Annotated in this window: 25 protein-coding genes, 17 tRNA genes, 1 rRNA gene and 1 other annotated feature; of the genes, 3 read left to right on the forward strand and 40 right to left on the reverse strand. The window is 40.7% G+C overall.

The features are described 5' to 3' along the window. Positions 1–24: 24 nt before the first annotated feature. The 11 genes from TT13_RS08920 to rplU form a co-directional block, all read right to left on the reverse strand. Positions 25–486: a VOC family protein gene (locus tag TT13_RS08920; protein ID WP_027699662.1), complete on the reverse strand. Its 462-nt coding sequence runs from the start codon at positions 484–486 to the stop codon at positions 25–27. A 97-nt stretch (positions 487–583) separates the two neighbouring features. After that, positions 584–1,360 (reverse strand): TIGR01457 family HAD-type hydrolase, encoded by a 777-nt coding sequence (locus TT13_RS08925; RefSeq protein WP_027699663.1) that lies wholly within the window; start codon positions 1,358–1,360, stop codon positions 584–586. Beyond that, complete coding sequence (locus TT13_RS08930) at positions 1,353–1,970, reverse strand: YutD family protein (protein ID WP_027699664.1); 618 nt, start codon at positions 1,968–1,970, stop codon at positions 1,353–1,355. The genes TT13_RS08925 and TT13_RS08930 overlap by 8 nt, the downstream gene beginning before the upstream one ends. 24 nt (positions 1,971–1,994) lie before the next feature. Continuing rightward, positions 1,995–3,374 carry a bifunctional metallophosphatase/5'-nucleotidase gene (locus TT13_RS08935; protein ID WP_027699665.1) on the reverse strand — a complete coding sequence of 460 codons (1,380 nt, stop codon included), beginning with the start codon at positions 3,372–3,374 and terminating at the stop codon, positions 1,995–1,997. 2 nt (positions 3,375–3,376) lie between these two features. Continuing rightward, on the reverse strand, positions 3,377–3,997 hold the full coding sequence (locus TT13_RS08940) for a metallophosphoesterase family protein (protein WP_027699666.1): 621 nt from the start codon (positions 3,995–3,997) through the stop codon (positions 3,377–3,379). Positions 3,998–4,015: 18 nt separating this feature from the next. Continuing rightward, complete coding sequence (locus TT13_RS08945) at positions 4,016–4,450, reverse strand: hypothetical protein (RefSeq protein WP_027699667.1); 435 nt, start codon at positions 4,448–4,450, stop codon at positions 4,016–4,018. Between the two features lies 1 nt (position 4,451). Beyond that, on the reverse strand, positions 4,452–5,537 hold the full coding sequence (locus TT13_RS08950) for a M24 family metallopeptidase (RefSeq protein WP_027699668.1): 1,086 nt from the start codon (positions 5,535–5,537) through the stop codon (positions 4,452–4,454). A 90-nt stretch (positions 5,538–5,627) separates the two neighbouring features. After that, positions 5,628–6,467: a YitT family protein gene (locus TT13_RS08955; protein ID WP_027699669.1), complete on the reverse strand. Its 840-nt coding sequence runs from the start codon at positions 6,465–6,467 to the stop codon at positions 5,628–5,630. Positions 6,468–6,612: 145 nt separating this feature from the next. After that, positions 6,613–7,947, reverse strand: coding sequence for an APC family permease (locus TT13_RS08960; RefSeq protein ID WP_027699670.1), 1,335 nt, complete (start codon positions 7,945–7,947; stop codon positions 6,613–6,615). Positions 7,948–8,178: 231 nt separating this feature from the next. Beyond that, the gene (gene rpmA, locus TT13_RS08965; RefSeq protein WP_027699671.1) at positions 8,179–8,490 is read right to left on the reverse strand and encodes a 50S ribosomal protein L27; all 312 of its coding nucleotides are present in this window, start codon (positions 8,488–8,490) and stop codon (positions 8,179–8,181) included. 25 nt (positions 8,491–8,515) lie between these two features. Further along, the gene (rplU, locus tag TT13_RS08970; RefSeq protein WP_027699672.1) at positions 8,516–8,818 is read right to left on the reverse strand and encodes a 50S ribosomal protein L21; all 303 of its coding nucleotides are present in this window, start codon (positions 8,816–8,818) and stop codon (positions 8,516–8,518) included. Positions 8,819–8,843: 25 nt separating this feature from the next. After that, positions 8,844–8,921 (reverse strand) — a sequence feature (ribosomal protein L21 leader region). A gap of 235 nt (positions 8,922–9,156) precedes the next feature. Here rplU and TT13_RS08975 point away from each other — a divergent pair. After that, on the forward strand, positions 9,157–9,486 hold the full coding sequence (locus tag TT13_RS08975) for a heavy metal-binding domain-containing protein (protein ID WP_145912372.1): 330 nt from the start codon (positions 9,157–9,159) through the stop codon (positions 9,484–9,486). A 206-nt stretch (positions 9,487–9,692) separates the two neighbouring features. Here the strand turns inward: TT13_RS08975 and TT13_RS08980 are convergent. The 7 genes from TT13_RS08980 to miaA all read right to left on the reverse strand — a co-directional run bounded on the left by TT13_RS08980 (position 9,693) and on the right by miaA (position 15,137). Then, positions 9,693–9,766: transfer RNA gene (locus TT13_RS08980), tRNA-Arg, on the reverse strand. A gap of 69 nt (positions 9,767–9,835) precedes the next feature. After that, on the reverse strand, positions 9,836–10,348 hold the full coding sequence (locus TT13_RS08985; protein WP_027699674.1) for a hypothetical protein: 513 nt from the start codon (positions 10,346–10,348) through the stop codon (positions 9,836–9,838). Then, entirely contained in the window at positions 10,345–11,361 is a 1,017-nt protein-coding gene (locus tag TT13_RS08990) for a hypothetical protein (RefSeq protein WP_027699675.1), read from the reverse strand. Before TT13_RS08990 ends, TT13_RS08985 begins: the two co-directional genes overlap by 4 nt. Before the next feature lies 1 nt (position 11,362). After that, positions 11,363–12,262 carry a hypothetical protein gene (locus tag TT13_RS08995; RefSeq protein ID WP_045477082.1) on the reverse strand — a complete coding sequence of 300 codons (900 nt, stop codon included), beginning with the start codon at positions 12,260–12,262 and terminating at the stop codon, positions 11,363–11,365. A 169-nt stretch (positions 12,263–12,431) separates the two neighbouring features. Further along, positions 12,432–13,778 carry a type I glutamate--ammonia ligase gene (gene glnA, locus TT13_RS09000; protein WP_027699677.1) on the reverse strand — a complete coding sequence of 449 codons (1,347 nt, stop codon included), beginning with the start codon at positions 13,776–13,778 and terminating at the stop codon, positions 12,432–12,434. Between the two features lie 24 nt (positions 13,779–13,802). Continuing rightward, on the reverse strand, positions 13,803–14,150 hold the full coding sequence (locus TT13_RS09005) for a MerR family transcriptional regulator (protein WP_027699678.1): 348 nt from the start codon (positions 14,148–14,150) through the stop codon (positions 13,803–13,805). 69 nt (positions 14,151–14,219) lie between these two features. Beyond that, on the reverse strand, positions 14,220–15,137 hold the full coding sequence (gene miaA, locus TT13_RS09010) for a tRNA (adenosine(37)-N6)-dimethylallyltransferase MiaA (protein ID WP_027699679.1): 918 nt from the start codon (positions 15,135–15,137) through the stop codon (positions 14,220–14,222). 129 nt (positions 15,138–15,266) lie between these two features. Between miaA and TT13_RS09015 the strand changes: the two genes are divergently transcribed. Beyond that, the gene (locus TT13_RS09015; protein WP_027699680.1) at positions 15,267–15,449 is read left to right on the forward strand and encodes a DUF3042 family protein; all 183 of its coding nucleotides are present in this window, start codon (positions 15,267–15,269) and stop codon (positions 15,447–15,449) included. A gap of 105 nt (positions 15,450–15,554) precedes the next feature. Here TT13_RS09015 and TT13_RS09020 read toward each other — a convergent pair whose 3' ends face one another. The 4 genes from TT13_RS09020 to TT13_RS09035 form a co-directional block, all read right to left on the reverse strand. Further along, positions 15,555–15,941, reverse strand: coding sequence for a rhodanese-like domain-containing protein (locus TT13_RS09020; RefSeq protein WP_045477084.1), 387 nt, complete (start codon positions 15,939–15,941; stop codon positions 15,555–15,557). A gap of 174 nt (positions 15,942–16,115) precedes the next feature. Next, the gene (locus TT13_RS09025) at positions 16,116–17,141 is read right to left on the reverse strand and encodes a COG3942 and LysM peptidoglycan-binding domain-containing protein (RefSeq protein WP_052348613.1); all 1,026 of its coding nucleotides are present in this window, start codon (positions 17,139–17,141) and stop codon (positions 16,116–16,118) included. Positions 17,142–17,316: 175 nt separating this feature from the next. Continuing rightward, positions 17,317–18,447 (reverse strand): ATP-grasp domain-containing protein, encoded by a 1,131-nt coding sequence (locus tag TT13_RS09030; protein WP_027699683.1) that lies wholly within the window; start codon positions 18,445–18,447, stop codon positions 17,317–17,319. A 14-nt stretch (positions 18,448–18,461) separates the two neighbouring features. Further along, positions 18,462–19,142, reverse strand: a complete 681-nt coding sequence (locus TT13_RS09035) for a glycoside hydrolase family 73 protein (protein WP_045477085.1) — start codon at positions 19,140–19,142, stop codon at positions 18,462–18,464. Between the two features lie 158 nt (positions 19,143–19,300). On the opposite strand from TT13_RS09035, the gene TT13_RS09040 reads away from it, so the two are divergent. Beyond that, positions 19,301–20,248, forward strand: coding sequence for an NAD(P)-dependent oxidoreductase (locus TT13_RS09040; RefSeq protein WP_027699685.1), 948 nt, complete (start codon positions 19,301–19,303; stop codon positions 20,246–20,248). A gap of 43 nt (positions 20,249–20,291) precedes the next feature. On the opposite strand, the gene TT13_RS09045 is transcribed toward TT13_RS09040, so the two are convergent. The 18 genes from TT13_RS09045 to rrf form a co-directional block, all read right to left on the reverse strand. Next, positions 20,292–21,131 (reverse strand): helix-turn-helix domain-containing protein, encoded by an 840-nt coding sequence (locus tag TT13_RS09045; protein ID WP_027699686.1) that lies wholly within the window; start codon positions 21,129–21,131, stop codon positions 20,292–20,294. Positions 21,132–21,318: 187 nt separating this feature from the next. Continuing rightward, positions 21,319–21,406: transfer RNA gene (locus tag TT13_RS09050), tRNA-Ser, on the reverse strand. 24 nt (positions 21,407–21,430) lie between these two features. After that, positions 21,431–21,504: transfer RNA gene (locus TT13_RS09055), tRNA-Ile, on the reverse strand. 6 nt (positions 21,505–21,510) lie between these two features. Continuing rightward, positions 21,511–21,582 (reverse strand) — tRNA-Gly (locus TT13_RS09060). Positions 21,583–21,611: 29 nt separating this feature from the next. Continuing rightward, positions 21,612–21,684, reverse strand: a tRNA-Phe gene (locus tag TT13_RS09065). Between the two features lie 5 nt (positions 21,685–21,689). Further along, positions 21,690–21,763, reverse strand: a tRNA-Asp gene (locus tag TT13_RS09070). A gap of 6 nt (positions 21,764–21,769) precedes the next feature. After that, positions 21,770–21,843, reverse strand: a tRNA-Met gene (locus tag TT13_RS09075). Between the two features lie 9 nt (positions 21,844–21,852). Next, a tRNA-Ser gene (locus TT13_RS09080) sits at positions 21,853–21,942 on the reverse strand. Between the two features lie 18 nt (positions 21,943–21,960). Then, positions 21,961–22,034, reverse strand: a tRNA-Ile gene (locus tag TT13_RS09085). Between the two features lie 9 nt (positions 22,035–22,043). Then, positions 22,044–22,117 (reverse strand) — tRNA-Met (locus TT13_RS09090). Positions 22,118–22,147: 30 nt separating this feature from the next. Then, positions 22,148–22,221, reverse strand: a tRNA-Pro gene (locus TT13_RS09095). Positions 22,222–22,261: 40 nt separating this feature from the next. Further along, positions 22,262–22,335 (reverse strand) — tRNA-Arg (locus tag TT13_RS09100). Between the two features lie 8 nt (positions 22,336–22,343). Beyond that, a tRNA-Leu gene (locus tag TT13_RS09105) sits at positions 22,344–22,427 on the reverse strand. A 2-nt stretch (positions 22,428–22,429) separates the two neighbouring features. Next, a tRNA-Gly gene (locus tag TT13_RS09110) sits at positions 22,430–22,501 on the reverse strand. A 4-nt stretch (positions 22,502–22,505) separates the two neighbouring features. Further along, positions 22,506–22,578, reverse strand: a tRNA-Thr gene (locus tag TT13_RS09115). 42 nt (positions 22,579–22,620) lie between these two features. Continuing rightward, positions 22,621–22,693: transfer RNA gene (locus TT13_RS09120), tRNA-Lys, on the reverse strand. Positions 22,694–22,695: 2 nt separating this feature from the next. Further along, a tRNA-Val gene (locus TT13_RS09125) sits at positions 22,696–22,768 on the reverse strand. A gap of 7 nt (positions 22,769–22,775) precedes the next feature. Beyond that, positions 22,776–22,892: ribosomal RNA gene (gene rrf / locus TT13_RS09130) — 5S ribosomal RNA — on the reverse strand. Between the last annotated feature and the right edge of the window lie 170 nt (positions 22,893–23,062).

The raw sequence follows: 23,062 nt of genomic DNA on the forward strand, positions 1-23,062 counted from the left end.
TGGTTTAATTAACGAAATTATTTTTTAAGCTTGTTGACCAGGCATGTTTGAGTATGGTTGAGCATGTAGCATCCAACTAACACCGTACTTATCAGTAAAGTGGCCCATTTTGCCACCCCAGAATTGGTCAGCCCATTCCATATCAATATTCACCAAACCGGCTGCGGTGATTGTTTGCCAGAAAGCATCCGCTTTTGCCAATTCAGCAGCATCTTCAGAATTTAAATCTAACAAAATTGATAGTGCATCATAATTAAGGGCTTCAACACCCTTAAAATTATCAGCAGCCATAATGGTCGTACCTAACACATCAAATTGACCATGCATCGTCATCTCAGCGGCCTGTGCTGGATCAACTCCAAACTGCTCTGCTTGAGCTTCACCAACTGGCATCCGTACAATGTTTGTGGCACCTAAAGCCTGCTCATAATAAGCCAAAGCTTCCTTGGTATTAGCCATCATCAAATATGGGTGTACTACTGTCATCTTCTGCTTCCTCTTTCTTAAAACAAGTAATATGCTCGTTGAGCGTCCTAATTTTACCGCAGAAAATGACCTGTGCCTAGCTAAATTCAATACAAAATCATATTTGCCAATCATCTAATGAATCAAGCATATAGGTTGCCTGCTCAGCAACGGGTAAACTGGCCATTTCACTAGGTTTAGTTACGCCAGTATATACCAATAAGGTATCCATACCAGCGTTCAACCCAGCTTTAATATCAGTATTATAGTTATCGCCAACCATAATTACTTCATCGGCGGTCTTACCTACCCGTGCTAAAGCAAGATTAATAATCGTTGTTGATGGCTTACCAATAATCACTGGCTGCTTTTGCACTGCTGTTGCAATAAAACTGACAAAAGCGCCCGCACCGGGTGTCATCCCCAATTCATTTGGCAAATTAGTATCAACATTGGTTGCAATAAAAACCGCCCCAGCTTGAATTGCAAAGGTTGCTTGCATCAATTTTTCATAATCAACTTGCCGATCTAATGCGACTACCACGGCGTCAGCTGGTGCTTTTTCAACCAAGGTAAAACCAGCGGTTGTCAGAGCTGATTTTAACCCGCTTTCGCCAATTACCAAAACGGTTGTGATATTTGCTTGGTCTTTTAGATAATCGGCCGTCGCCATTGCTGATGTATACACCTGTTCTGGTTCAGTTGGAATCGCATGATTTTCGGTCAAATTTTTTGCAACTTCACTAGCGGTCTTAGTCGAATTATTGGTTACAAAGCGGTAATCAATGCCGGCATTCTTTAAGCGTTCAATAAAACGTTTACCACTCGGATATTGTTGTCGCCCTTTATAAATCGTCCCATCAAGGTCAATAAAATACCCTTTATACTTACTCATGTTGCTTGATTTCTCCTGTTTTACGCTCACGTACCTGGAAACGACGGTGTCCATTACTTCCTTTGGTTTCCACCCGTTGCTTATGGTTCTTGTCATGCTTTGGTTTCGGATTTACAGGATGCTTCTTTTCCGCAACCGCTGCTGTTTTCGCTTGTAAGTTAGCGTTTTTCGATTTTTTTTGTCGATTATGCGTTTTTTTACTATGCTCACGATGATGGCTGACTTCCTCAAGCTCTTCAACCAAATGTGGCTCTAGGTTTTGTAAAACGAAGTAAGGTGCACCAAAATTAATTTCTTCAAACAAGTAATCCTGTAAGGTATTAATTTGCTGACTTCTGGGAACACCCTCAGTACCTGCGGCATAAAACCCGCGCAGACGTAATTGATTTGCAGCAATGTCCCCAACCAAGTAATCATACTTTTCAAGGAATGTGCTAAAACGGGTCGCCATCTTTTGACTGTCATAGGCGTCCCGGTAATTTTTTACCAGACGGTAAGCCCGGTCATTGATTTGAATCTCATCACCTTGCGCACTTTGCACAATTACATTGGCCGCTGCTCGTTCTAAAACTTGTGCCTCGGTCAATTCTTTCATTCGCTCACGATCCATTCAAACATGAACTCCTTTCATAAACTACAACTGGGGGAATTTTTGCGCTAAGTAGTCACCAAAGTCCTCACGGAAGACGGTGTCATAAAGCAACTCATTTTCACCCGCAATTTCTAAAGTGGGGAAATACGGAATAAACAAATAGTGATCCAACGACCCCACTTGATACTTAGCCTGTAAGTCTAAAGCTTCACCGTTTACTAACAACTCACCAGTTTTACTTTGTGTTAGGCCATCCCAGATAATCTCGCCCCAAGTATCACCACGAAAGCCCATTCCCCGGATTTTAGCTGCCCGCATAAACATTCGGTTCTTATTAACTTCGCGGTAAAGACGTAACAAATTTTCACCAGTTAAGGTGACCCGATTAGCATGTACTGCATGTGGTAATAACTGGTGTAAGTCAAAAGCATTCACTGGACCAGCCGGTAAATCATTTAAAAATAAACCGGTTGATAACATTGCAACCTTTGTATTTGTCTTTAACTCAAGCGCTTTAAGCCCTAAGTCGACTAACCGGTTAGCTGCATTTGAATCCTTAGCATAAGTAGTCGGTAATAACGCAATTTTTTGTTTTTGTAGTAACTTCTTACCGGTTTCATAAGCCTTTGCAATTTCAACATCATCAGTTGGTAAAGCAGGTAAGTCAGCCGTACTTTGCACACTAGCCTGCTTAGCAATAATTTTGCCTGCTTCAAGCGTCAATGAAATTTTGCCAACATGTTGTCCATATTTACCAGCTGCAGCTAAGAGCGAGTGATTACGTTCCTCACCTTCCGGCAGTAAGTGATGCGTATGAGCACCGATAATTAGATCAAGTTGACTAAAATTATCCGCTAAAAACCGATCAGTTGGTAACCCTAAGTGTGATAGTAAAATAATACAGTCAACTTTGGGCGTTAATTCAGCTAACAAGGGCTTTAAAGCTTCACTTGCCGCTTGGGGATCCCAGCCAAGAAGCGGAAAAGTCAAGATAAATGGTGCCGTAAAGGCAATTATACCTAGTTTGGTCTTTGCTTTAGTTTCGATAATCTGATATTGGCTGGCCCATTTTGGTGTCGTCGCAGTTTGCCGATCTTTAACGTTTGCCAATAAAACTTTAAAATTAGCGCGCTCATACATCTCATCCATGACAGCATGCGGAAAGCCCAGCATCTCATTATTTCCCACCGTCACCGCATCATAACCAACCTCATTTAGTAAATCAACATTAGCTTGACCCATTGTAGCTTCAGTTAATGGGTGAACCCGGTCCATGAAATCACCAATGTCAAAAGTTAAAACTGTATGATTTTCACGTACTAATTGTCGCTTCTGATTTTCTAGATACCGACGAATCTTAGGCCAATTTTCAAAATGCGAATGAAAATCATTAGTATGTAAAATTGTTATCTCTTCTGTCATTGCTAGCTCCTTTTCGCAAAATCATCATGCTTCGCTCTGATAATTGCTTCCAGCTCAGCTAAATTCAATGGACTGCCCCACTCTGGTCGTTCATTAGTAAATAAATAATCTAAATCCGCACTATCAACCCCAACATTGATATTCTCTGGAATATTAACCATAGAATGATGAATGTGACCATGTAAATTAATCGAATTTTTGGTCTGACCAAAGATTAGTGGGTAGTGGGTCAAAAAGAATTGATGTCCGTTAGCCTTTAAAATCAAACCAACATCATGAAAAACAAACTTATCTTTACCATTAGGTAACTTATAATTAAGTTTTGCCAAAAATTTCAAAAAATTACGCGTATCATGATTTCCCTTAACTAATTGAATCTGACCATGTAAGCTTTGTAAAATTTCCAAGACCATTTGATAACCGGTTGTCACTGGCTTGATCTTGTTTAAAAACGCGACATCTCCTAAATGGTAAACCACATCATCATCGGTAATTCGTGCATTCCAAGCAGCAATTATGCCTGCATGTAAATCAGCAATTGTATCATAGGGTCTTGGCGAAAAATTTTTACTTTGTAACAAGACTTCATGATAAAAATGTGTATCCGCTGTAAAATATTCCATACTACTCCCCCTACCTGTTTACAAATGCCCACTGGTTAAGGTTTTAAGCCATTGATAAAAATCATCAAAATTTGTTGGAAACTGATTAAGGCCCCAACTACGTTGCATTTCTACTACATCTTGATACTTGATCCGCAAACCCCATTCTTCATTGGTTTCAGCAACTACCCCTTGATAATTTGGTTGCCAATCACCAACTAGCTCAACCAAACGATTTGTTATGCCTTCCCATTGGAAGGCTACTGGTCGAACAAATTGCTTATATTTATCAAGGCCCGTTGCTAATTGATTTGAATCAAAGTTCACAGCTGGATCGGCTAAATCTAAAGGCGTCAAATGTTTTTGTCGATCAATTCCTAATATAAATGCGGTCTGTGCTGTTTTTTTACCATAGAAATAATCAAAACCGCTTATTAGATTACCGCGGTAAAATTCAAAATACTCGACTGTCATATTAACGCTCGATTACGATTAATTCAGTTGGAATTCCAGCAGTCAAGTTCTCACTGCCATCCGCTGTCAAAATGATGTCATCTTCAATTCGTACCCCACCAACATTAGCTAGGTAGATACCAGGCTCAATCGTCAATAGCATTCCCTCTGCTAAGATGTCTGCTTCACTAGACCGTGCTGAAATTACTGGGCCTTCATGAATATCAAGTCCGATTCCATGACCAGTTGCATGATTAAAGGCCTCACCATAACCAGCCTCCGTGATTACCTGCCGTGCTACGGCATCCAAATCCTTAGCCAACATACCTGGCTTAGCCGCCGCAATGGTTGCATCTAGGGCTTGCTTTGTAACCGTATAAATCTCCTTAGCTTCAGGTGCTAGTTCACCAAAAGCTAAAGTCCGGGTGATATCTGATGTATACCCATCAACATAATAACCAAAGTCAATTGTGACTAAATCGCCCTTTTCAATTACCTTATCTGTTGACGTACCATGTGGCAAGGCACTACGGTAACCAGATGCAACGATTGTATCAAAGGATGGCTTTTCGGCACCCTTGCTCTTAATGATTTGATCCAATAGATTTGCAACTTCCCGTTCAGTCATACCAACATGCAAGGCTGGCAATAACTCATTAAAGGCCGCCACTGAAACGTCTGCTGCTTTGCGTAACTTTGCAAGCTCAGCTGTTTCTTTAACTTCCCGAATCATCTCCAACAAAGCTGGGATTGGAGCAATATCTTCGCCATCAAAAGTTTCATCAATTACATCAAAATCACGATAGCTAATTGTATCTTCAAAGCCTAACCGGGCAATACCGAAGCGCTTAGCCGCAACCATCGCAACCCCAAAATAATCACGGGTAATTAATAGTTCAACCCCAGCTGGTAAATTATCACGGTAGGCTTCTTCATACCGTCCATCCGTGATCAATGCTGCTTTATCTGCACCAACTAAGACAACGCCATCGCCATTCCCGCCTTCAAAGCCGGTCAGGTATTTCATATTAGTGCCATCTGTTACTAATAAGCCATCAATCTCAAGCTTATCAAAAGTCTGCCTTACTAAATCTAAACGTGATGTCATATTATTTACCTCATTTTTCTTTACCTATGATTATAACAATTATTCCCCATAAAGACTTGCAAAGTTTAATCTAGCAACTAAAGCCTAACTTTAGATACCAAAAGTACCACCATGCACCTCAGTTACATTGGTTGTGACAATGAAGGCCGTTTCATCAATATCGTGAATCAGTCTTAATAGATGTGCGTAACTACTATTATCAACCATCACCATTAACATTTCACGGTTATTATCAGTATAACCACCTTGTACGTTGAATACCGTTAAGCTATGCGCCTCATTTAATAACATCGTCCGAATTTCTGGTAATTTATCATTACTCATAATTGTAACTTGATGTTTTAAATCGAGGCCTGTTTCAATATAACGCATAACCAAAGACGTAATTACCAAAGAAAACGCTGCTAGGAAGAAAGCATTTGTACCGGCAACCAATAAGTTAAATGCAGTCACAATTAAATCAATGGCCAATAGTGATTTAGCAGGATTAATCCGCCAATATTTCTTTAAAATCATTGGTGGTACCGTTGTACCACCACTCGATGCTTCAAACCGATACAAAATTGCAACTCCCGTCGCAAAGACCGCCCCGCCAATAATTACAGCTAAAACCGGGTCTTCAACTAACTTAAAACTGGGTGTAATAAAGAGCAGCAACGGTAGCATGAAACTACCAAAGATAATATTGCGCACAGTTCTACGATTCAAAAAAATTGCTGCAATAATAATCATGAAAATATTAATTACCAAAACAGTTAAGGCTCGACTAATGCCAAAAGTTGCGTCTAACAAAATTGCGATTCCAGTGGCTCCACCCGCTGCAACCTCAATTGGTGCGTAAAAAAAGTTAATGGCAATGGCAATTAATTCCAAAGCCACAATGATTGCTAATAGTTGAAACCAAAGTTGTTTGCTAAGTCTTTTTTTCATATTATCTCCCGCTAATTAGTAATTATCCTCTACTAAAACTTTATCATAGAGTCACCTAGCTACCTAATTTCAACTTTACAAGCTCTTATTTCAAAAAAAACAGTCTTGCTTTACTAGCCAGACTGTTTTTCACATTTTAATTTAATTACTTTTTATGCTGCATGTAGAAATAAATTGGTAGACCAAGTAAGGTCAAGCCCAGGCCAATCATTGCTAAGCTAAATTGACTAATCAAGGTCATGACAACGATGAAAACCCCACCAAGAATCGCAATTAACGGAATCCATGGGTACAAAGGCACCTTATATGGTCGCGCCAACTCAGGTTCCGTGTGACGTAGACGAATTACCGCAATAAAGACCAAGATGTAAAATAGCCAAATTACGAAAATTAGCATATCAGTTAATTGATCAAAACCACCTTGGAACATCAACAAAATTGATAGTGCCAATTGGAACAAACCAGCAATATATGGAATTTGGAAGCGATTTAACTTAACAAAGTACTTAGAGAAAGGCAAGCTGTTCTCCATTGCCATTGCATAAGGCAACCGCATACCAGTCATTGTGTAACCATTCAAAGTTCCATAGATTGAAACCAAAATTCCAATCGTAACCAGCTTACCACCAAGGTCACCGAAAATAATATTCGCTGCATCCATTGGTGTATTCTCATTACCAGCAATCGCATGGATTGGTAGCGTGTGTAGGAAAACAAAATTCACAAGCAAATAAATTACCATGATGCCAATCAACCCACCAGCGATTGCCCGTGGCAAGTCACGCGAAGGGTTCTTCATCTCACCAGCAATATTTCCAACGTGAATCCAGCCATCATAGGCATACATTGTTGCCAATAAACCAGCTCCCATAGCTGTAGCAAAGCCACCGGTACCAGCGCCAGCATGAACTGGTAAGATACTAACAGCAACCCCACCGGGCTGTAATAAACCAAAAATAATTATCAAAGCCAATGGAATCAGCTTACAAAACAAAGTGATTGCTTGGAACTGTCCAGCAACCTTTGACCCCAAAAAGTTAATCCCCGTAACTGACAATAAGGCAATTACGCCGACTGGTACAACTGCATTCATCCCCAAATGGAACAGATTAACTACCTGCGTACCAAAGATAATCCCTTTAGCCGCAATACTAGCCGGGAAATAGATAATTACCTGCGCCCAACCTAGCAAATAACTTGGTAATTTACCATAAGCCCGCTCGATGTAGACTAGCATTCCACCTGTTTCGGGTAATGCTGCCGCTAACTCAGCCCCAGTCAAGCCAGCCGCAATACTGATTAAACCACCAAAAAGCCAAGCGAACATTGCCATACTTGTTGACCCAGTTCCCTGAGCCACCGCTGATGCTTTAAAGAATACACCAGCCCCGATTACTGTTCCCATCACCGTTGAAATTGCGGGAATCAAGGTCATCGTCCGCTTTAATTGATTAGGATTTTTTCCTACTTCTTCACTCATAACCTTACCTTTTATTCAAAATTTTTATATTATTGTATGCTTTAATTTAGGCATATCAATTGCTCACAAATCTACACAAAAGATAATTTTAGCATTTTTTTTAATTAGGTGCAAAAGGCACTCCAACAAACTCAGGTTACATGCTCAATTAAAAATAATTTATTAAATAAAAAAGTCGATTAAACTACTTAATAGTTTAATCGACTTAATTAGTCATTGTAAGTAACTACATTACTTAGCAATAATCTCTTTGTACTCGTCGCGTGAAACGACTGATACTTGACGGCGGTCACGGCCCAAACGACCGAACTTTACCACACCATCAGTCAAAGCGTACAATGTATCATCGTTTCCACGGCCAACATTTACACCAGGGTAAATATGTGTTCCGCGTTGACGGTAAATGATTGATCCAGCCTTAATATCTTGTCCATCAGCACGCTTTGTACCAAGACGACGACCTGCTGAGTCACGACCGTTAGATGATGAACCACCACCCTTGTGGTGTGAAAGCATCGTCAAGTTAGTCAAATTCAATTGCATGATTTTATCCTCCTATTCCGATGTCTTAGGCAATCGTGTCAATGACAACCTTTGTATATGGTTGACGGTGACCTTGCTTAGCATGTGAGTGCTTCTTTGGCTTGTACTTGAAAGTAACAACCTTCTTTTCCTTACCATGCTTCTCAACAGTTCCTGAAACTGAAGCACCGTCAACGAATGGTGTACCGATCTTGCCGTCAACAAAGACAACCTTATCGAAAACAACCTTTTCGCCTTCAGCAGCATCCAACTTCTCAACGTAAATAGCTTCACCAGCAGCAACCTTGTATTGCTTACCACCAGTCTCAATGATTGCATATTCTGCCATGAGTCTGTAGACCTCCTAAATATTATATAAAACTTAGACTCACCGTGTCCGCGTAGCTATCACTAGCTAACTTAATACAGGCAACGGGTGGTTGCAGTTTGTGAAAATCCACAAACACAACTCGATAATTATAACCTTTCTCTCAACTAATTTCAACTGCTAACACGAATATTTTTTTTACAAATCACCTAAGCTCAACCTTACATTTATCTATATTAATTCAGCCAAAACCATTCATTTTGTAGCAATCGTCCCCTCTCTAAGCCGGATAATGTTAAAATATATGTATAAATTCACCCATGTCCTACAGACAATTTGCTAAAGTGAGGAGCTTAAAAATGAATGATGATATTTTAGTTGTAACTTCGGAAAATATTGCTGGTTATAAAGTTACTAAAACGCTTGGTGAAGTTTTTGGTTTAACAAGTCGCTCACGTAATTTAGGTTCTGATATTGGACAAGGTCTAAAATCGCTTGTCGGTGGCGAAGTTAAAGGCTACACAAAATTGCAACAATCTGCTCGTGATGAAGCCTTAGCGCGACTTCGTGATGAAGCACGTAATAAGGGTGCTAATGCTGTCATTATGTTCCGCTTTGATACAACTTCCACCCAAGTTGGTGATTCAGTTACCGCATATGGTACAGCTGTTTACATCGAAGCCCTTTAAAATCTTAGCTGTTGGTCGTACTCAGGCCAACAGCCTTTTTATTAGGTTACCTTTTCATGCTGCTAGTTCCTCTACTCTGATTGTAGAAACACTAAATTCTACAAAATTAAATATATACAAGCATTTAGATCCGCCTAAAGCTTAAACAGAAACAAAATAAAAACCCCGTAAAGCCTTTATACAAGGTCTTCACGAGGATAATCAAATGTACCTGGTGGGACTCGAACCCACAACCGCTCGGGTAGAAACCGAGTGCACTATCCAGTTGTGCTACAGGTACAAGGTTGTGATTACAAAACCACATCCTATTTTACTGTTTTATTTTAAGTTTGGCAAATTAATTATGCACTTATTCAGCTGTTACTAACATTTGGCGAATTGTTTGATCAAGTTCTTCACTAGTTAAATGTAACTCAACTAAGCCCAACTTCAAAAATGACCGCCAAGCATGAGCAAAATCGCTTTGGCGTTTTTGATGATAACTATTCCACAACATCGTTTTAATTCCAACAAACTGATGGGCTAAATTTCTTTGTGGGAAATGCGCGAACTTCGCCAAATCAGCATCTTCCAAGACCATTAAATGTGTCCATTGCTGTTTATGGCTAATCATCAAAAAAGATAACAAGGCCGTTGCATATAAGTCGATTATTGCTGGTTGGGTCATTTGGTTTAAGGCCGAATGCTCATTGTTTAAATTAATTGTCTTGCTAGCTAAAATCAACTCACTTAAAGCAACATCCAGATTTAAGTAATCATTTAGTAGTAAGTCTTTTGGGCCAATTGGTCGCTCCCACTGTCCACTAGCTTGCCGAAAAGCTGGGCGGACAGCTCGCAAATATTCAACAAAATCTAACTTCATCCTTCTTTTATTCCTCGGGGTTGTAAAATTTGAACTTCAACTTCCGGTCGAATTGGTGTTATCGGGTCAGCAATCAGGCTAGCCGTCTGATTACCAAAAATCAAGCCATCGCTCTTAATTGCAATATATTGTCGCTCAACTAGGTACCAAGCACCAATAAAATCATAATCCAAAAGCACGTCCAACCATGACACAGCATCTTTACCATCGACTACTTGGAATTGCCAGCGTTGTCCACCAGCAACGGTTGGGTCCGGTACATAAAAAATACGAATCTCGACATTATTATCCAAGACCATCCCCGCACCGTCTTTGATTCCTTGCAAAAAGAAGTTACTTTCAGCAGATAAAATAAAGAGTCGGTCTAACATACCAGCTGGCATATCCAATTGCACCAAAGGATACAAGAAAGTATCCTGGGTTTCTAGAATATTATAGTCAACCGTATAGTCAAATTCTCGTTCTAGATAGCGAGCAAATTGGGTCAATAACTCTGTAAAAACGCGGATTTTTGCCGCCGTCGTTTGTTTACGATAGCGCGCCACTAACAAATCAGTTAGTGCATCGGCATTGAAAAGCAACCGTTTAGCACTAGGCTGCCAATAAAACAGCCGTAGGCCACTGTTAACTTCAACAAAGTAGGCACCATCGACATTTTGTTGATTGGCTACAACGAATTGGAAAGCCGCTGGCAAATTAATTTCGGCCGGAATCAACGTTAATTCTTCCCGGTCCTCTGGTGTAAAAATTTCATAGCTATTCAGGCCAGCAAATGACATTAACCGATCTAAAGCAATCATATACATATCAGCTGATGAATATTGCCGTGGAACTTTTACCCATTCGTTAGTTAAAGGCCCCTTGCTAAGCTCTTGTAATAAAGGATGAATTCGCTCAGCCGCTTTAGTCTGCGCTAATTCACGTAAATCATCCGTCATTTTCACCGTCTGCTTAATATCGTCAGTTAATAGGTCAGTATAAGCAACTACCCGTTCTTCCAATAACTTAGACATATTACACCTCCGTAACTGGCGCGCTTACAGCCGACGTTGTTTTACCAACGAGAGCAGTTAAGTAGTCTTCATATAATGTGCCTAAAGCTGCTTTGAAGTTTGCAAAATCACCAAATTCATCGTTAATTGCTTTTTGCTCATAAATTAAAATTGTATCCGCTTTAGAGTAATTCAAAATTTGTGCATTATTCTTCTCAATTAATTCCGGGGCTTCAAGAGCTTTAGCATCTGCCGCATCTAATTGACTTAATTGCTCTTCAATTTGGCGACGTTCATCTGAATTACCCCGGCCACCAAATAGGCCAGCCCGTTGCTCATCAATCGTATTCAATTGACTCATAAGTTGTAGGCGCTTTGCATCCCGCTGCGGTTGTTCATTAATAACCGCTTGAAGCGCTGCATTTGCTTGGGTCGTTTCTTCGATAATACGTGTATGATACCTTTCATCATGTGCACTAAGGGCAACGGCTTGAACCAACATTTCAAACTCATGATCATCAAAAATAAAACTGATTGTTAAAGGATCTAGTAAGCCGAAATAACGTCGATCCCACCAATTACCAAAGTATAATTGGAAAACACCAGTCTTAGCTTCCTCGTAGAAGAAGAATGGAAAACGTTGGGCTAAGTATTGCACTAACTGCTTACCCAAATGGTGGCTTAATTCATCCTGTAAGTCGTCAACCAGGTGGGCTAGTTCGCGATTCGAATCAGCCTGCCGTACTTTACGCATAGTTTCGTTATAACGCTTACTATCAAGTAACTCATAGACTAAACGATCATCATTATCATTAATTGCTGCTTGAATTTGGCTTAGATAAGTAAGCTTACTTTGAATTTTACTGCCCAATACCTTTTCACCATCAGGCAATTCTGTTGTCAAATATGGTGTTTTATCCATGGTCTGTCCCCTTAATCTTGTCTATCCTTATTCTATATCGCCAACTAGGATTAGCAAATAACTTTGTTTAATTCAATGGCGAGCATTATTTTTACTTAAGATTCACAAAAAAAACGCTAGAATTTTCAACCCTAAGGTTAAAGATAGCTAACGTTTATCATCTTTTTATTTAGTACTGCTCTAAGTAGGTATCTAGCTCCCACTGAGAAACTTCTCGCCGATATGCTTGATACTCAAGATGCTTTGCGTCAACAAAGGTCCGCAATAAAGCATTACCCAGGGCATCCTTAATCACCACATCACTTTCAAGGGCATCAATTGCGTCTAGCAGGGTATCTGGCAAATCAGTAATTCCCGCCCGTTTACGTTCACTTTCATCCATAAGGTAGATATTTTGATCAACCGCATGATTTGGGGTCATCTCATGTTTAATACCATCTAGGCCAGCTGCTAAAACGGCTGCAAAGGCCAAATAAGGATTAGCAGTTGGGTCAACCGAACGTAGCTCTAACCGAGTTGAATTACCGCGAGCAGCTGGCACGCGAATCATTGGAGAACGATTTGACCCAGACCAGGCAACGTAGACAGGTGCCTCAAAACCTGGCGTTAGTCGCTTATAAGAATTGACGGTTGGGTTGGTAATCGCTGTAAAGTTTGCCCCGTGCGCTAACAAGCCACCCATAAACGAGTAAGCTGCCGCTGAAAGTTGCATCTCATCATCAACATCGTAAAATGCATTTCCTTCTTTGGTGAAGAGTGACATATTCATATGCATACCGTTTCCATTAATCCCTGAAATTGGCTTAGGCAAGAAAGTTGCATAAAGACCATGCTCACGAGCAATTGTCTTCACGATTAACTTGAAAGTCTGGATATTATCGGCCGCCTCAAGGGCGCTAGCATATTTAAAATCAACTTCGTGTTGACCCGGCGCTACTTCATGGTGCGCTGCCTCAACTTCAAAGCCCATCCGTTCCATTTCTAGGACAATTTGGCGCCGTGTATTCTCACCCATGTCCAATGGTGCTAAGTCAAAGTAACTTCCCTTATCATTCAACTTTGTAGTTGGATTACCATCCTCATCAAGCTTAAACAAGAAAAATTCAGGCTCAGTTCCGATATTAAAAGCTTCAAAACCAGTCGCATTCATCTCTTTAAGAACACGCTTCAAGTTTCCGCGTGGATCACCAGCAAATGGCTTGCGCTCAGCAGTATAAATATCAGCAATTAGTCGTGCAACTTTTCCGCCACGCTCATCCGTTGCCCAAGGGAAAATCATAAATGTATTCAAATCTGGATATAGGTACATATCTGATTCTTCAATTCGCACAAAGCCTTCAATTGAAGAGCCATCAAACATCAAGTTGTTTGCAAGCACCTTTTCTAGTTGTGAAACTGGTACTTCGACATTTTTGATTGTGCCAAATACGTCTGAGAACTGCAAACGTAAAAATTCAACGTTTTCTTCTTTAATCAACGCGCGAATATCGTCTTTACTGTATACCTTATGTGCCATTAGAACTCCTTTAGCTATTAAACTCTACTGCCTAAATGAATTATGATTATTAAATCGCCCGATTCGCATTAGCTCGTCAGCAAAAGCCCGTCGCATTGCGGCATCGCCATTTTGTCGTTCGGTTGCAGCTTTCTTTTGGTCCATCTCATGAATATCAGCAATTGAATATCCAAGGTCCAGATAGTCCGCAATTTCAAAGAGCCGATCAACATCTTTTAGCGAATACCGTCGTTGTTTACCATTACCCCTTTGCGGAGTAATTAACTTTTGCTGATCATAATAACGAATTTGTCGATCTGACAAACCGGTCAGCTCACGTACAACGCCAATTGGTAATACTGCCATTTCACGCCGTAATTCCCTTTCAACCATACGCTGCGACCTCCTTACAGTTATAATAGCTTAAATTACATGCATCGTCAGAACTAATGTCATGTTTTCTTACACGAATCTTGCTAATTCATCAATAATTTGGTCTAATTCGCTTGGGTGTTCAACCAAATCATACCAGTGGATATCCGTAAATTGATTATTAAACCAAGTTAATTGTCGTTTGGCATAACGCCGTGATGCTAATTTTAATTGCTCACTAGCTTGCGCTAAGCTACTCTCCCCACGTAAATATGGGAATAATTCTTTATAGCCAATCGCCATTTTCGCTGTGCTGCTAGCCGGTAATTTTTCAACCAATTGTGCTTCCGCCAATAAACCGTTTTCTAGCATCAAATCAACCCGCTGATTAATTCGGTCATATAATTTTTGCCGGCCAGTATTTAAACCAATAATAAAGGCATTATATTGACGTTTTGCTACTGGTTGTAACGCAGAAAATGCCTGACCACTATGTTGTGAAATTAATAAAGCTCGGACTAATCGTCGAATTTGACCTGGTAGGATTCGTGCTTCACTAACTGGATCAACAGTAGCTAAGACCGCCCGAATACCGCTTTCACCTTCTTGCTGGACTTTTTTTGTCCACGTTGCAACCTCTGCTTCAGGTAAATCAATATCCAAATTTGCCAGTGGCCGGTCGCCCAAAAGTGCTTGAATATAAAATCCAGTTCCACCCACAATAATTGGCAATTTATTTTTGGCGGTAATTTCTTTAATTGCGGTTTGCGCTAAGGTTACAAATTTAGCTGCCGAAAAAGTTTCAGTTGGATCTGCGATGTCAATCAGATGATGCGGTGCAATGCTTTGTTCAGCACTAGTTGCTTTAGCAGTACCGACTGACAAGCCACGATAAATTTGCATTGAATCGCCTGAAATAATTTCACCATTATATTTTTGCGCTAATTCAAGCGATAGTGCAGTTTTGCCAACCGCAGTTGGCCCAAGAATTACAATAATTTTAGGCAGTTCATTTTTTTCAAGCATATCAACCTCATATTCAATAATTATTTTATTTTTCATCACAAATTCGATATATTAAAATTCCCTAAATATGATAAACTTATCTTAACAACATATTAAGGGAGGGACTTCACTATGAAGAAGTTCGGTTTGGGTATTTTAACAGGTATTGCTGGTACAGTTGCAACTGTTGCAACAGCTGCTTTTACATTTCACAAAGTAGCAATTAAGCCAATCGAAGAAGAAGAGGCCAAGTTTGAAGCTACCAGCCGAAACAGCGCCCGTAAAGCCGCTCAATCACATGGAGTGCGCTATTAATCATTATTTTAGCTATTAAATAGAGCCTTCGCAATGATTTGCAGGTTATTACAAAAAGCGCCTATTGGTGATGTTTATTCATCACTAATAGGCGCTTTTATTAATTTATGGCTTTGTCTTACCAGTCCAGTTGATAAACCCACCCTTTAGGGTATAAACATCTGTGTAACCGGCTTTGTGTAGTTGCCGTAAAACACCGGCCAATTGTAGCCCACGTTCATCATAAAGAAAAAGGGGCTTATCTTTACGCAAAGCATCTAAAGAACTTTTAATCAAACCAGCTTGAATGTTGCGCGCACCCATAATGTGTTTAGTGCTAAATGCACTTGGCTCGCGTAAATCAATAATTTGCTGATTTGTCATCTTTGCATCAAAATTGATTGCCTCTAGTTGCGTTGAATAACGACTCACTGTTGAACGATTATAATATAGCATTCCTAGTGTATAAAGTGCCCAGACTGCAACAATAATTATTAATGTGGTAATAAGCATAAAATTTGTTCCCTTCACTTAGTCAAGTTACTTTACCAATTTAATCTTACTTTGCCCAGCGAAACCGCTATCTTTTTTAGATTTCTTAAAAAAGTGACCGCCTTGTTGATACAAAAAAATAAGGTAACCCTTTCATTCTTAACCGAATAAAGTTGGTTACCTTATCTATTTGCTTTATTGGTAAATAAATTGAATCCCTGATGGATTTGCAATTACTCGGTTAGATACACCAGAATTACCAGCATAGTTCATCTCAGAAATAGTAATTGAACCATCTGAGTTAACTGAATCAACGACAGCCACGTGGCCATAGCCAGAAGCCCCATCAAGTCCAGGTGCAAACACAGCTACTGTTCCAGCAGCAGGTGTCCAACTAACACTATGTCCTGCAGCTTGGGCTGAAGCCCCCCATGCAGAAGCATTACCCCAGTTGTTACCAACCCAGCTAAGTGCACTCTTAACATAGTAAGTACATTGACCAGCTGGATATGAGTTATAACCTGAGTTAGCACTCGTAGTAGTATTTGTGCTTGGTGCTGCAACAGTAGTGTTTGTGTCAGCAGTTGTTGCGGTATTTACTTGATAAGTAGGTGCATTTTGTGCTGGTGCGCTTGATTGGGCAGCGGCATCAACACTAGCAGCTGCTGCCTGTGAAGCAGCAATTGATGCAGCGGCTTCTGATGCAGCGGCAGCAGATGACACAGCGGCCTCAGAGGCAGCAATTGAAGCTGCAACAGCTTCTGACTGTGCGATTGCTGCTGATTGAGCAGCGGCTTCTGATGCAGCTTCTGATGCGGCAATGTCAGCAGCCGTTGCTTCTGATGAAGCAACAACCTCAGGCGCCTCACTAACTGCTGTAGGTGCAGCAACTGTATTTTGATTTGCCGTTAGATTTAGCCCTGCCCCAGCAATAATCAAATCAGCATTGTTTAACCCATTAAGTTGTGCAATTTGTGCTACAGTCATACCAGTAGCTTGTGCAATTACAGAAACAGTATCCCCACTATTGATTGTGTAAGTGCCCCCTGCATTTGCAAGTGTTTGTTGTACTTGTGACACTGTATTTGCCTGCCAAGTACTTGTAGAATCGGCGGAAGCATCAGTAGTCTGCATCATGGGAATTGCTGCAGCTGCTGCCATAACTGTTGCAGCGACCAACCCTTTATTTGTATTTTTTGCTAGAAATGTATCTTTATTCATTTTTTTAATATTCCCATCAATAATTTATATTTTTCTTTAAAGCATTAAGCAAAATTTATTATACGATATTTTCATGACAAGTTCTTTACAAAATTTTAACAATAAAAGTGTTGCTTTTTCAAAAAAAATAAGAATAACCGCATATTCCCCACTGATTGGTAATATGCGGTTATTCTTATTTTTCACTAAATTTCCAAATATTAGCAATTTTCAATTGATTTAATAAGTCATCCAATGGCAATCCACTGGCCAAAACATATCCGGCCTGCGGTCCAGTAGACGAATCTATTCCAAACATACTAATACGCCATTCAGGTTTAATTTGCCAATGCCGATATAAAGCAGTCAACTGCTCATGCGTAAAAGGCATTAATACAACTGGTGCAATTGGCTTAACTTCAACTAATGCTTGACCAGTTAGCGCCCGTAAATGTTGCTCTGGAACTGAGATATTGGTGGCCAATTCATATAATTTCATCGTTTCCGTAATTCCTGCCGCTAAGTCACGCACATAAAGGAATCCACTATCACTATATAAAAATGAAACGGAATAAGCACCAACATAGGCAAGTGCATCACCTAAACGGCGTGCAATTGTTTGAACTTCAGTCTGAAAGTCACTAGTTAGCTTATCCAAGGTCCATGCCCTTCTAAGACCATATTCATCGAGTTCAGTTTGCCGAATTGGGTAAAAAACATAGTCACCGTTTTGCCCTCTCACCGCAGTGATTGCAAATTCTCGTACATTTTCTAACCAAGTCTGGACAATTAGCGTGCTACCATCAATTAAGCTTGCAACATTTCCCAAATCCCACTCGCCGTGTAAAACAACTGTTTTTTCATGATGTTGATGTTTAAAAATTGGCTTGATTACCACTGGAAAGCCCAACTTTTTGGCCGCTGTTTCAACCTCATCTAAAGTTGAAACCATCGTATAGGGTAAGATGTTCATTGATTGACTTTCAAATAACGCCCGCGACATTGCATGATCATCTGTCAAATCCAGCATCTCTTTGCCTTGAGGCAATTTTTCAACTGCTAACTCATCAATCAACTGACTTGGTAACCATGCTGAGGCATATGTCACCATGTTAGAAATCGCCGAAAATTCGGCATTTACCTGCTGCCAATTGTCAGCTTGGATCACAAATTTATAGTCAGCGTAATTAAGGATTGGTGCTTTGGCATTTACGGAAAGTGCGGCAGTCTGATACCCCATCTTCTGTGCAGCAAGGATTAAGTCACTACTTGCCATATTTTCCCCATAGATTCCAATTGTTGCGCCGGGTAGTATTGGTTCCTGCATATTCACAATCCTTTCTACTTATTTATATCGTACTTATATAGTTGATACTTCTTTATTATAGCAATTACTTTTTGAGCATAGTCGGGATCTGTTGCATAACCACCAGTATAGAGCGCTTTTGCTGCGTCTTCATAATTAGTCGCATTGATTACTCCTTGATAGCGTTGTGGATTATCAGTTGTGCCTAAAACCAATAATTTCGCATGTGATTCCATTGATTCTTGCCAAGAATCATATCGACGGAAGCTGCCATCAATAGTAATCCAATGGTCATCAGTATATTCGGATGTTTTCAAGGTAACTGCTGGTTGTCCTGCAGCAGCCTTAACACCAAAGAAATTATAATAGGTCGATGATAATGTCGAGTGCCCCCAATTTGATTCTAACGCTGCTTGCGCAATTGAAATTGAAGCTCGTACCCCATAAACTTTTTCTAGCTTTTGAGCTTCTGGTCGAATTCGATTAATAAATTCCGCCTTAGTTAATTTATCAAAGGGCTCATTTGCTAATTCAATTGCCGCTTCTCGCTTAACTTCTTGTTGTAAATTGTTTACGTACATAACCAAAGCAAAAAGTAATAATAAGGCAAGCAATACTCGTCCCCAAAGGACTTTACCGCGTCGAACAAATAAATTTACCGGTCGTAATTTGTAAAGATATTTACCCTTTATTCGTTTTTTTCGGCGCTTAGCCATTACCACACCTCCAAAATCTAAAGCTCTTCCATTTTAGCACGTTCAATTTAAATATTGATATTAACATTTATAAATTAAAAGTATCTCAATGAGTACTTGTATTTTTATTTTCTATCAATAATAATGAAAGAATATCAACTAACGGAGGGGGAAAAGTTATGTCCCATACAATCTTAGCGCTCAGTAAGCTAAACTCAGCTGAACGAGATTCATTATATCAACAAGGGTTTAAAATCCTCGATCCAGAAGCACTTACGAGTGCCGACTATGCAAATATTGAAATCATCTATGGTTGGGATGCTAAAATAGGACCCGCTATTCTAGCAACACCCAATAACCAATTAAAGTGGATACAATCATTTTCAGCCGGAGTAGATTACTTCCCCTTAGCTAAGCTTAAGGAAGCAAAGATTACCTTAACAAATGCCAGTGGTCTAAAAGCGCACCCAATCGCTCAAACAATTTTAGGTTACATCCTTCATTTTGCCCGTGGCCTAAACTATTATGTTAATCAGCATAACTGGCAAACAGATTTAGATCAGTATACAATTGCTGAACTACCAACTGTAATCTTTGGCACCGGGCAAATTGGTCGAGAACTTGCTCGCCAGCTTAAAGCGCTTGGCGGTACTGTCTATGGTATTAATTCAACCGGTCACCCAGTCACTAACTTTGATCGAACTTTTAGCCTAGATGACTATAAGGAAGCTCTTGAGCTTTCAAAAGTTATTATCAATGTTTTACCAGCTACTGATAAAACTCACCACTTCTTTAATGAAGCCTTTTTCAAAGCTGCAGCAGGTAGCTTTCTTTACGTTAATGCCGGCCGTGGTGTAACTACTGATAGTCAGGCACTAATCGCGGCAATTGATAAGAATCTGATTCAATATGCAGCTTTAGATGTCACAGAAGAAGAACCACTTAATCAGAATTCTGATCTATGGCGACACCCAAACATCCTTCTAACTCAACATACCAGCTGGGTTGAACATGCAGGACAGGGGCCAGCTAGCAATCTATTTAGTATTTTTAGCCAAAATATACCCGCATTCTTAAATAATCAAACATTACCTGTAAATGTGGTTGATTTAAATCGCGGCTATTAAAACTTAATTACTTTCTAAGGCAGCCAAATATTGGTTGCCTTTTTTAATAATCAAAATAAGGCCGTACTTGCTCTTTTAGGCTAACATCCTTTGAAAATTCAGCCGCTGCATATGCCAACATCAATGCTTTTTGTTTCTGAACGTGCTGCTTTAGCTCTTTAGCACATTTAGCCTTTAAAATTTGAATATCAACCATCAAATGGTAGGTATCATTTTGAGCTAAACGTTCGATAGCTTTCTCTAACTCCTTGTCAGCCGCCTCATATCTTTTAAAATTATATTGTAATTGTGCTAACCGAAAATGAATTGTTGCCACTATTTCCCGGCTAGCATCACGTTGCTTTTTTGGTAAATGATTACACTTCCTTGTAGCTTCTTTAAGAAAGTGCTCTGCCCTATCCTCATGCCCTAATTTAAAATATAAACAAGCCATCTCTGCTTGAATTTCTACCAATAGCAATATGCTATTAGGTAATAGATAAGTCTTAGCTAATTGTAGTGCTTCGATTGCCTCGTTATCTCTGCGAAAGGCCATTTGCATCCTAGCACAAAGCAAATGATACTCAGCGACCGCAGCTGGTAATAATGCGTTACGCATACGCTGATTTGATAAAATAGTTGCCGCTTTATGCCATTGCCGTTTATTTAAAGCTTCACGAACCGCTTTTAATGGCTTAAGCTCCGTATAATTGCCATGAGTTACATCGGTAATCGAAATTTGTAGTCGCTCACATATTTTAAGTAGGATTGTCATACTCGTTATGTGATTCGTACTTTCTAAACGTGAGATTAATGACTGGTGACAAATCTCATCTGCTACCATCCGTTGCGATAAGCCGAGCTTAATTCGCTGCCCTTTTATAAATTTACCATCTACAATCAAAATACTATACCTCCTCTTTAAAAATCAGTTTAGCATTTGTGATTTTATAAACAAGTCACAGCCTTAACATTTTAAAGCCGTCCATATTATCGTAATAAGACCGTCAACATAAAAAAGGAGCACAGTCAATCTGTGCTCCTACTTAAATTTAAATTTAGCCATAAAAAAAGAGCTTTCGCTCAAAGTACGGGGACAGAGGGATTCGAACCCTCGCGCCAGTTTCCCGACCTACACCCTTAGCAGGGGCGCCTCTTCAGCCTCTTGAGTATGTCCCCATGTCAAAGATTTCTCTTCAACTATAGGACTGAGAGGACTCGAACCTCCGACCTCACCGTTATCAGCGGTGCGCTCTAACCAGCTGAGCTACAATCCTATAACAAGCGAATGACGGGAATCGAACCCGCATTCCCAGCTTGGAAGGCTGGAGCACTAGCCATTGTACTACATTCGCATTTTATTAAATTATATGGCGATTGCCAATGGCGCGGGACGGAATCGAACCGCCGACACATGCAGCTTCAATGCATTGCTCTACCGACTGAGCTACCGAGCCATAAACGGTCACAACGGGGTTCGAACCCGTGATCTCCTGCGTGACAGGCAGGCGTCCTAACCAACTAGACCATGCGACCAATCAATTGCGGGTGTAGGATTTGAACCTACGACCTTCGGGTTATGGGCCCGACGAGCTACCAGACTGCTCCAACCCGCGATAATAAAAAGGAGATAGAGGGATTCGAACCCCCGCGCCGGTTTCCCGACCTGACGGTTTTCAAGACCGTTCCCTTCAGCCAGACTTGGGTATATCTCCATGAAGTATCAAGTCCAATGGACCTTGTTGGACTCGAACCAACGACCGGACGGTTATGAGCCGTCTGCTCTAACCAACTGAGCTAAAGGTCCTGAGTCAAATCGCGGCGGGGGGAATCGAACCCTCGACCTCTCGGGTATGAACCGAACGCTCTAGCCAGCTGAGCTACACCGCGAAAAAATACTCCAAAGACGTTAAACGTCAATCGGGACGACAGGATTCGAACCTGCGACCCCCTGGTCCCAAACCAGGTGCTCTACCAAGCTGAGCTACGTCCCGAACAATTTAACTATGTGTAATTGTATTTCTACGCTTACAATGCACCTAGCAGGATTCGAACCTGCAACCTTCTGATTCGTAGTCAGACACTCTATCCAGTTGCGCTATAGGTGCAGTAAAAATGCTGGCTACCGGGATCGAACCGGTACGATGTCTCCATCGCAGGATTTTAAGTCCTGTGCGTCTGCCTATTCCGCCAAGCCAGCAAAGCGAACGACGGGAATCGAACCCGCGACCCCTACCATGGCAAGGTAGTGTTCTACCGCTGAACTACGTTCGCATGATGCCGACTAAAGGATTCGAACCTTCGACCCCCGCTTTACAAGAGCGATGCTCTACCAACTGAGCTAAGTCGGCGACATGTTTATATATACTGGATTGGCAAGCAGACACATGCCATGGGTTGTCAGGGGCTCGAACCCTGGACCAGCGGATTAAAAGTCCGATGCTCTACCAACTGAGCTAACAACCCGATGGACGTTACAGGGATCGAACCTGTGACCCCCTGCTTGTAAGGCAGGTGCTCTCCCAGCTGAGCTAAACGTCCAAGATATGCATCGCGATGTCCTATCCTCGCAGGAGGCGATCCTCCAACTACTTTTGGCGCTACTGAGCTTAACTTCTGTGTTCGGTATGGGAACAGGTGTATCCTCAGTGCCATCATCACGACACGTGCTATTAAATTAGCATTACGAGATTAATTATCTCAAAACTGAATCCATTTGTCAAGTTTTTAAACCGATATTACACTGCACTTCAACTTGGTTAAGTCCTCGAACCATTAGTACTAGTCCGCTCCATGCGTCGCCGCACTTCCACTTCTAGCCTATCTACCTCATCA

This window comes from Weissella oryzae SG25 (genome assembly GCF_000691805.2).
GTDB classification, from domain to species: domain Bacteria; phylum Bacillota; class Bacilli; order Lactobacillales; family Lactobacillaceae; genus Weissella; species Weissella oryzae.

Coding starts and splice junctions, on each gene's coding strand:
- TT13_RS09020 (WP_045477084.1), bottom strand. CDS start 15,941: ATGCTTATTACCACATTAATAATTATTGTTGCAGTCTGGGCACTTTAT.
- TT13_RS08925 (WP_027699663.1), bottom strand. CDS start 1,360: ATGAGTAAGTATAAAGGGTATTTTATTGACCTTGATGGGACGATTTAT.
- TT13_RS08945 (WP_027699667.1), bottom strand. CDS start 4,450: ATGACAGTCGAGTATTTTGAATTTTACCGCGGTAATCTAATAAGCGGT.
- rpmA (WP_027699671.1), bottom strand. CDS start 8,490: ATGCAATTGAATTTGACTAACTTGACGATGCTTTCACACCACAAGGGT.
- TT13_RS08975 (WP_145912372.1), top strand. CDS start 9,157: ATGAATGATGATATTTTAGTTGTAACTTCGGAAAATATTGCTGGTTAT.
- TT13_RS08995 (WP_045477082.1), bottom strand. CDS start 12,262: ATGGATAAAACACCATATTTGACAACAGAATTGCCTGATGGTGAAAAG.
- TT13_RS08935 (WP_027699665.1), bottom strand. CDS start 3,374: ATGACAGAAGAGATAACAATTTTACATACTAATGATTTTCATTCGCAT.
- TT13_RS08920 (WP_027699662.1), bottom strand. CDS start 486: ATGACAGTAGTACACCCATATTTGATGATGGCTAATACCAAGGAAGCT.
- TT13_RS08930 (WP_027699664.1), bottom strand. CDS start 1,970: ATGGATCGTGAGCGAATGAAAGAATTGACCGAGGCACAAGTTTTAGAA.
- TT13_RS09005 (WP_027699678.1), bottom strand. CDS start 14,150: ATGGTTGAAAGGGAATTACGGCGTGAAATGGCAGTATTACCAATTGGC.
- TT13_RS09035 (WP_045477085.1), bottom strand. CDS start 19,142: ATGGCTAAGCGCCGAAAAAAACGAATAAAGGGTAAATATCTTTACAAA.
- TT13_RS09025 (WP_052348613.1), bottom strand. CDS start 17,141: ATGAATAAAGATACATTTCTAGCAAAAAATACAAATAAAGGGTTGGTC.
- glnA (WP_027699677.1), bottom strand. CDS start 13,778: ATGGCACATAAGGTATACAGTAAAGACGATATTCGCGCGTTGATTAAA.
- TT13_RS08940 (WP_027699666.1), bottom strand. CDS start 3,997: ATGGAATATTTTACAGCGGATACACATTTTTATCATGAAGTCTTGTTA.
- TT13_RS08960 (WP_027699670.1), bottom strand. CDS start 7,947: ATGAGTGAAGAAGTAGGAAAAAATCCTAATCAATTAAAGCGGACGATG.
- TT13_RS08990 (WP_027699675.1), bottom strand. CDS start 11,361: ATGTCTAAGTTATTGGAAGAACGGGTAGTTGCTTATACTGACCTATTA.
- TT13_RS09040 (WP_027699685.1), top strand. CDS start 19,301: ATGTCCCATACAATCTTAGCGCTCAGTAAGCTAAACTCAGCTGAACGA.
- TT13_RS09030 (WP_027699683.1), bottom strand. CDS start 18,447: ATGCAGGAACCAATACTACCCGGCGCAACAATTGGAATCTATGGGGAA.
- TT13_RS09015 (WP_027699680.1), top strand. CDS start 15,267: ATGAAGAAGTTCGGTTTGGGTATTTTAACAGGTATTGCTGGTACAGTT.
- TT13_RS08955 (WP_027699669.1), bottom strand. CDS start 6,467: ATGAAAAAAAGACTTAGCAAACAACTTTGGTTTCAACTATTAGCAATC.
- rplU (WP_027699672.1), bottom strand. CDS start 8,818: ATGGCAGAATATGCAATCATTGAGACTGGTGGTAAGCAATACAAGGTT.
- TT13_RS08985 (WP_027699674.1), bottom strand. CDS start 10,348: ATGAAGTTAGATTTTGTTGAATATTTGCGAGCTGTCCGCCCAGCTTTT.
- TT13_RS08950 (WP_027699668.1), bottom strand. CDS start 5,537: ATGACATCACGTTTAGATTTAGTAAGGCAGACTTTTGATAAGCTTGAG.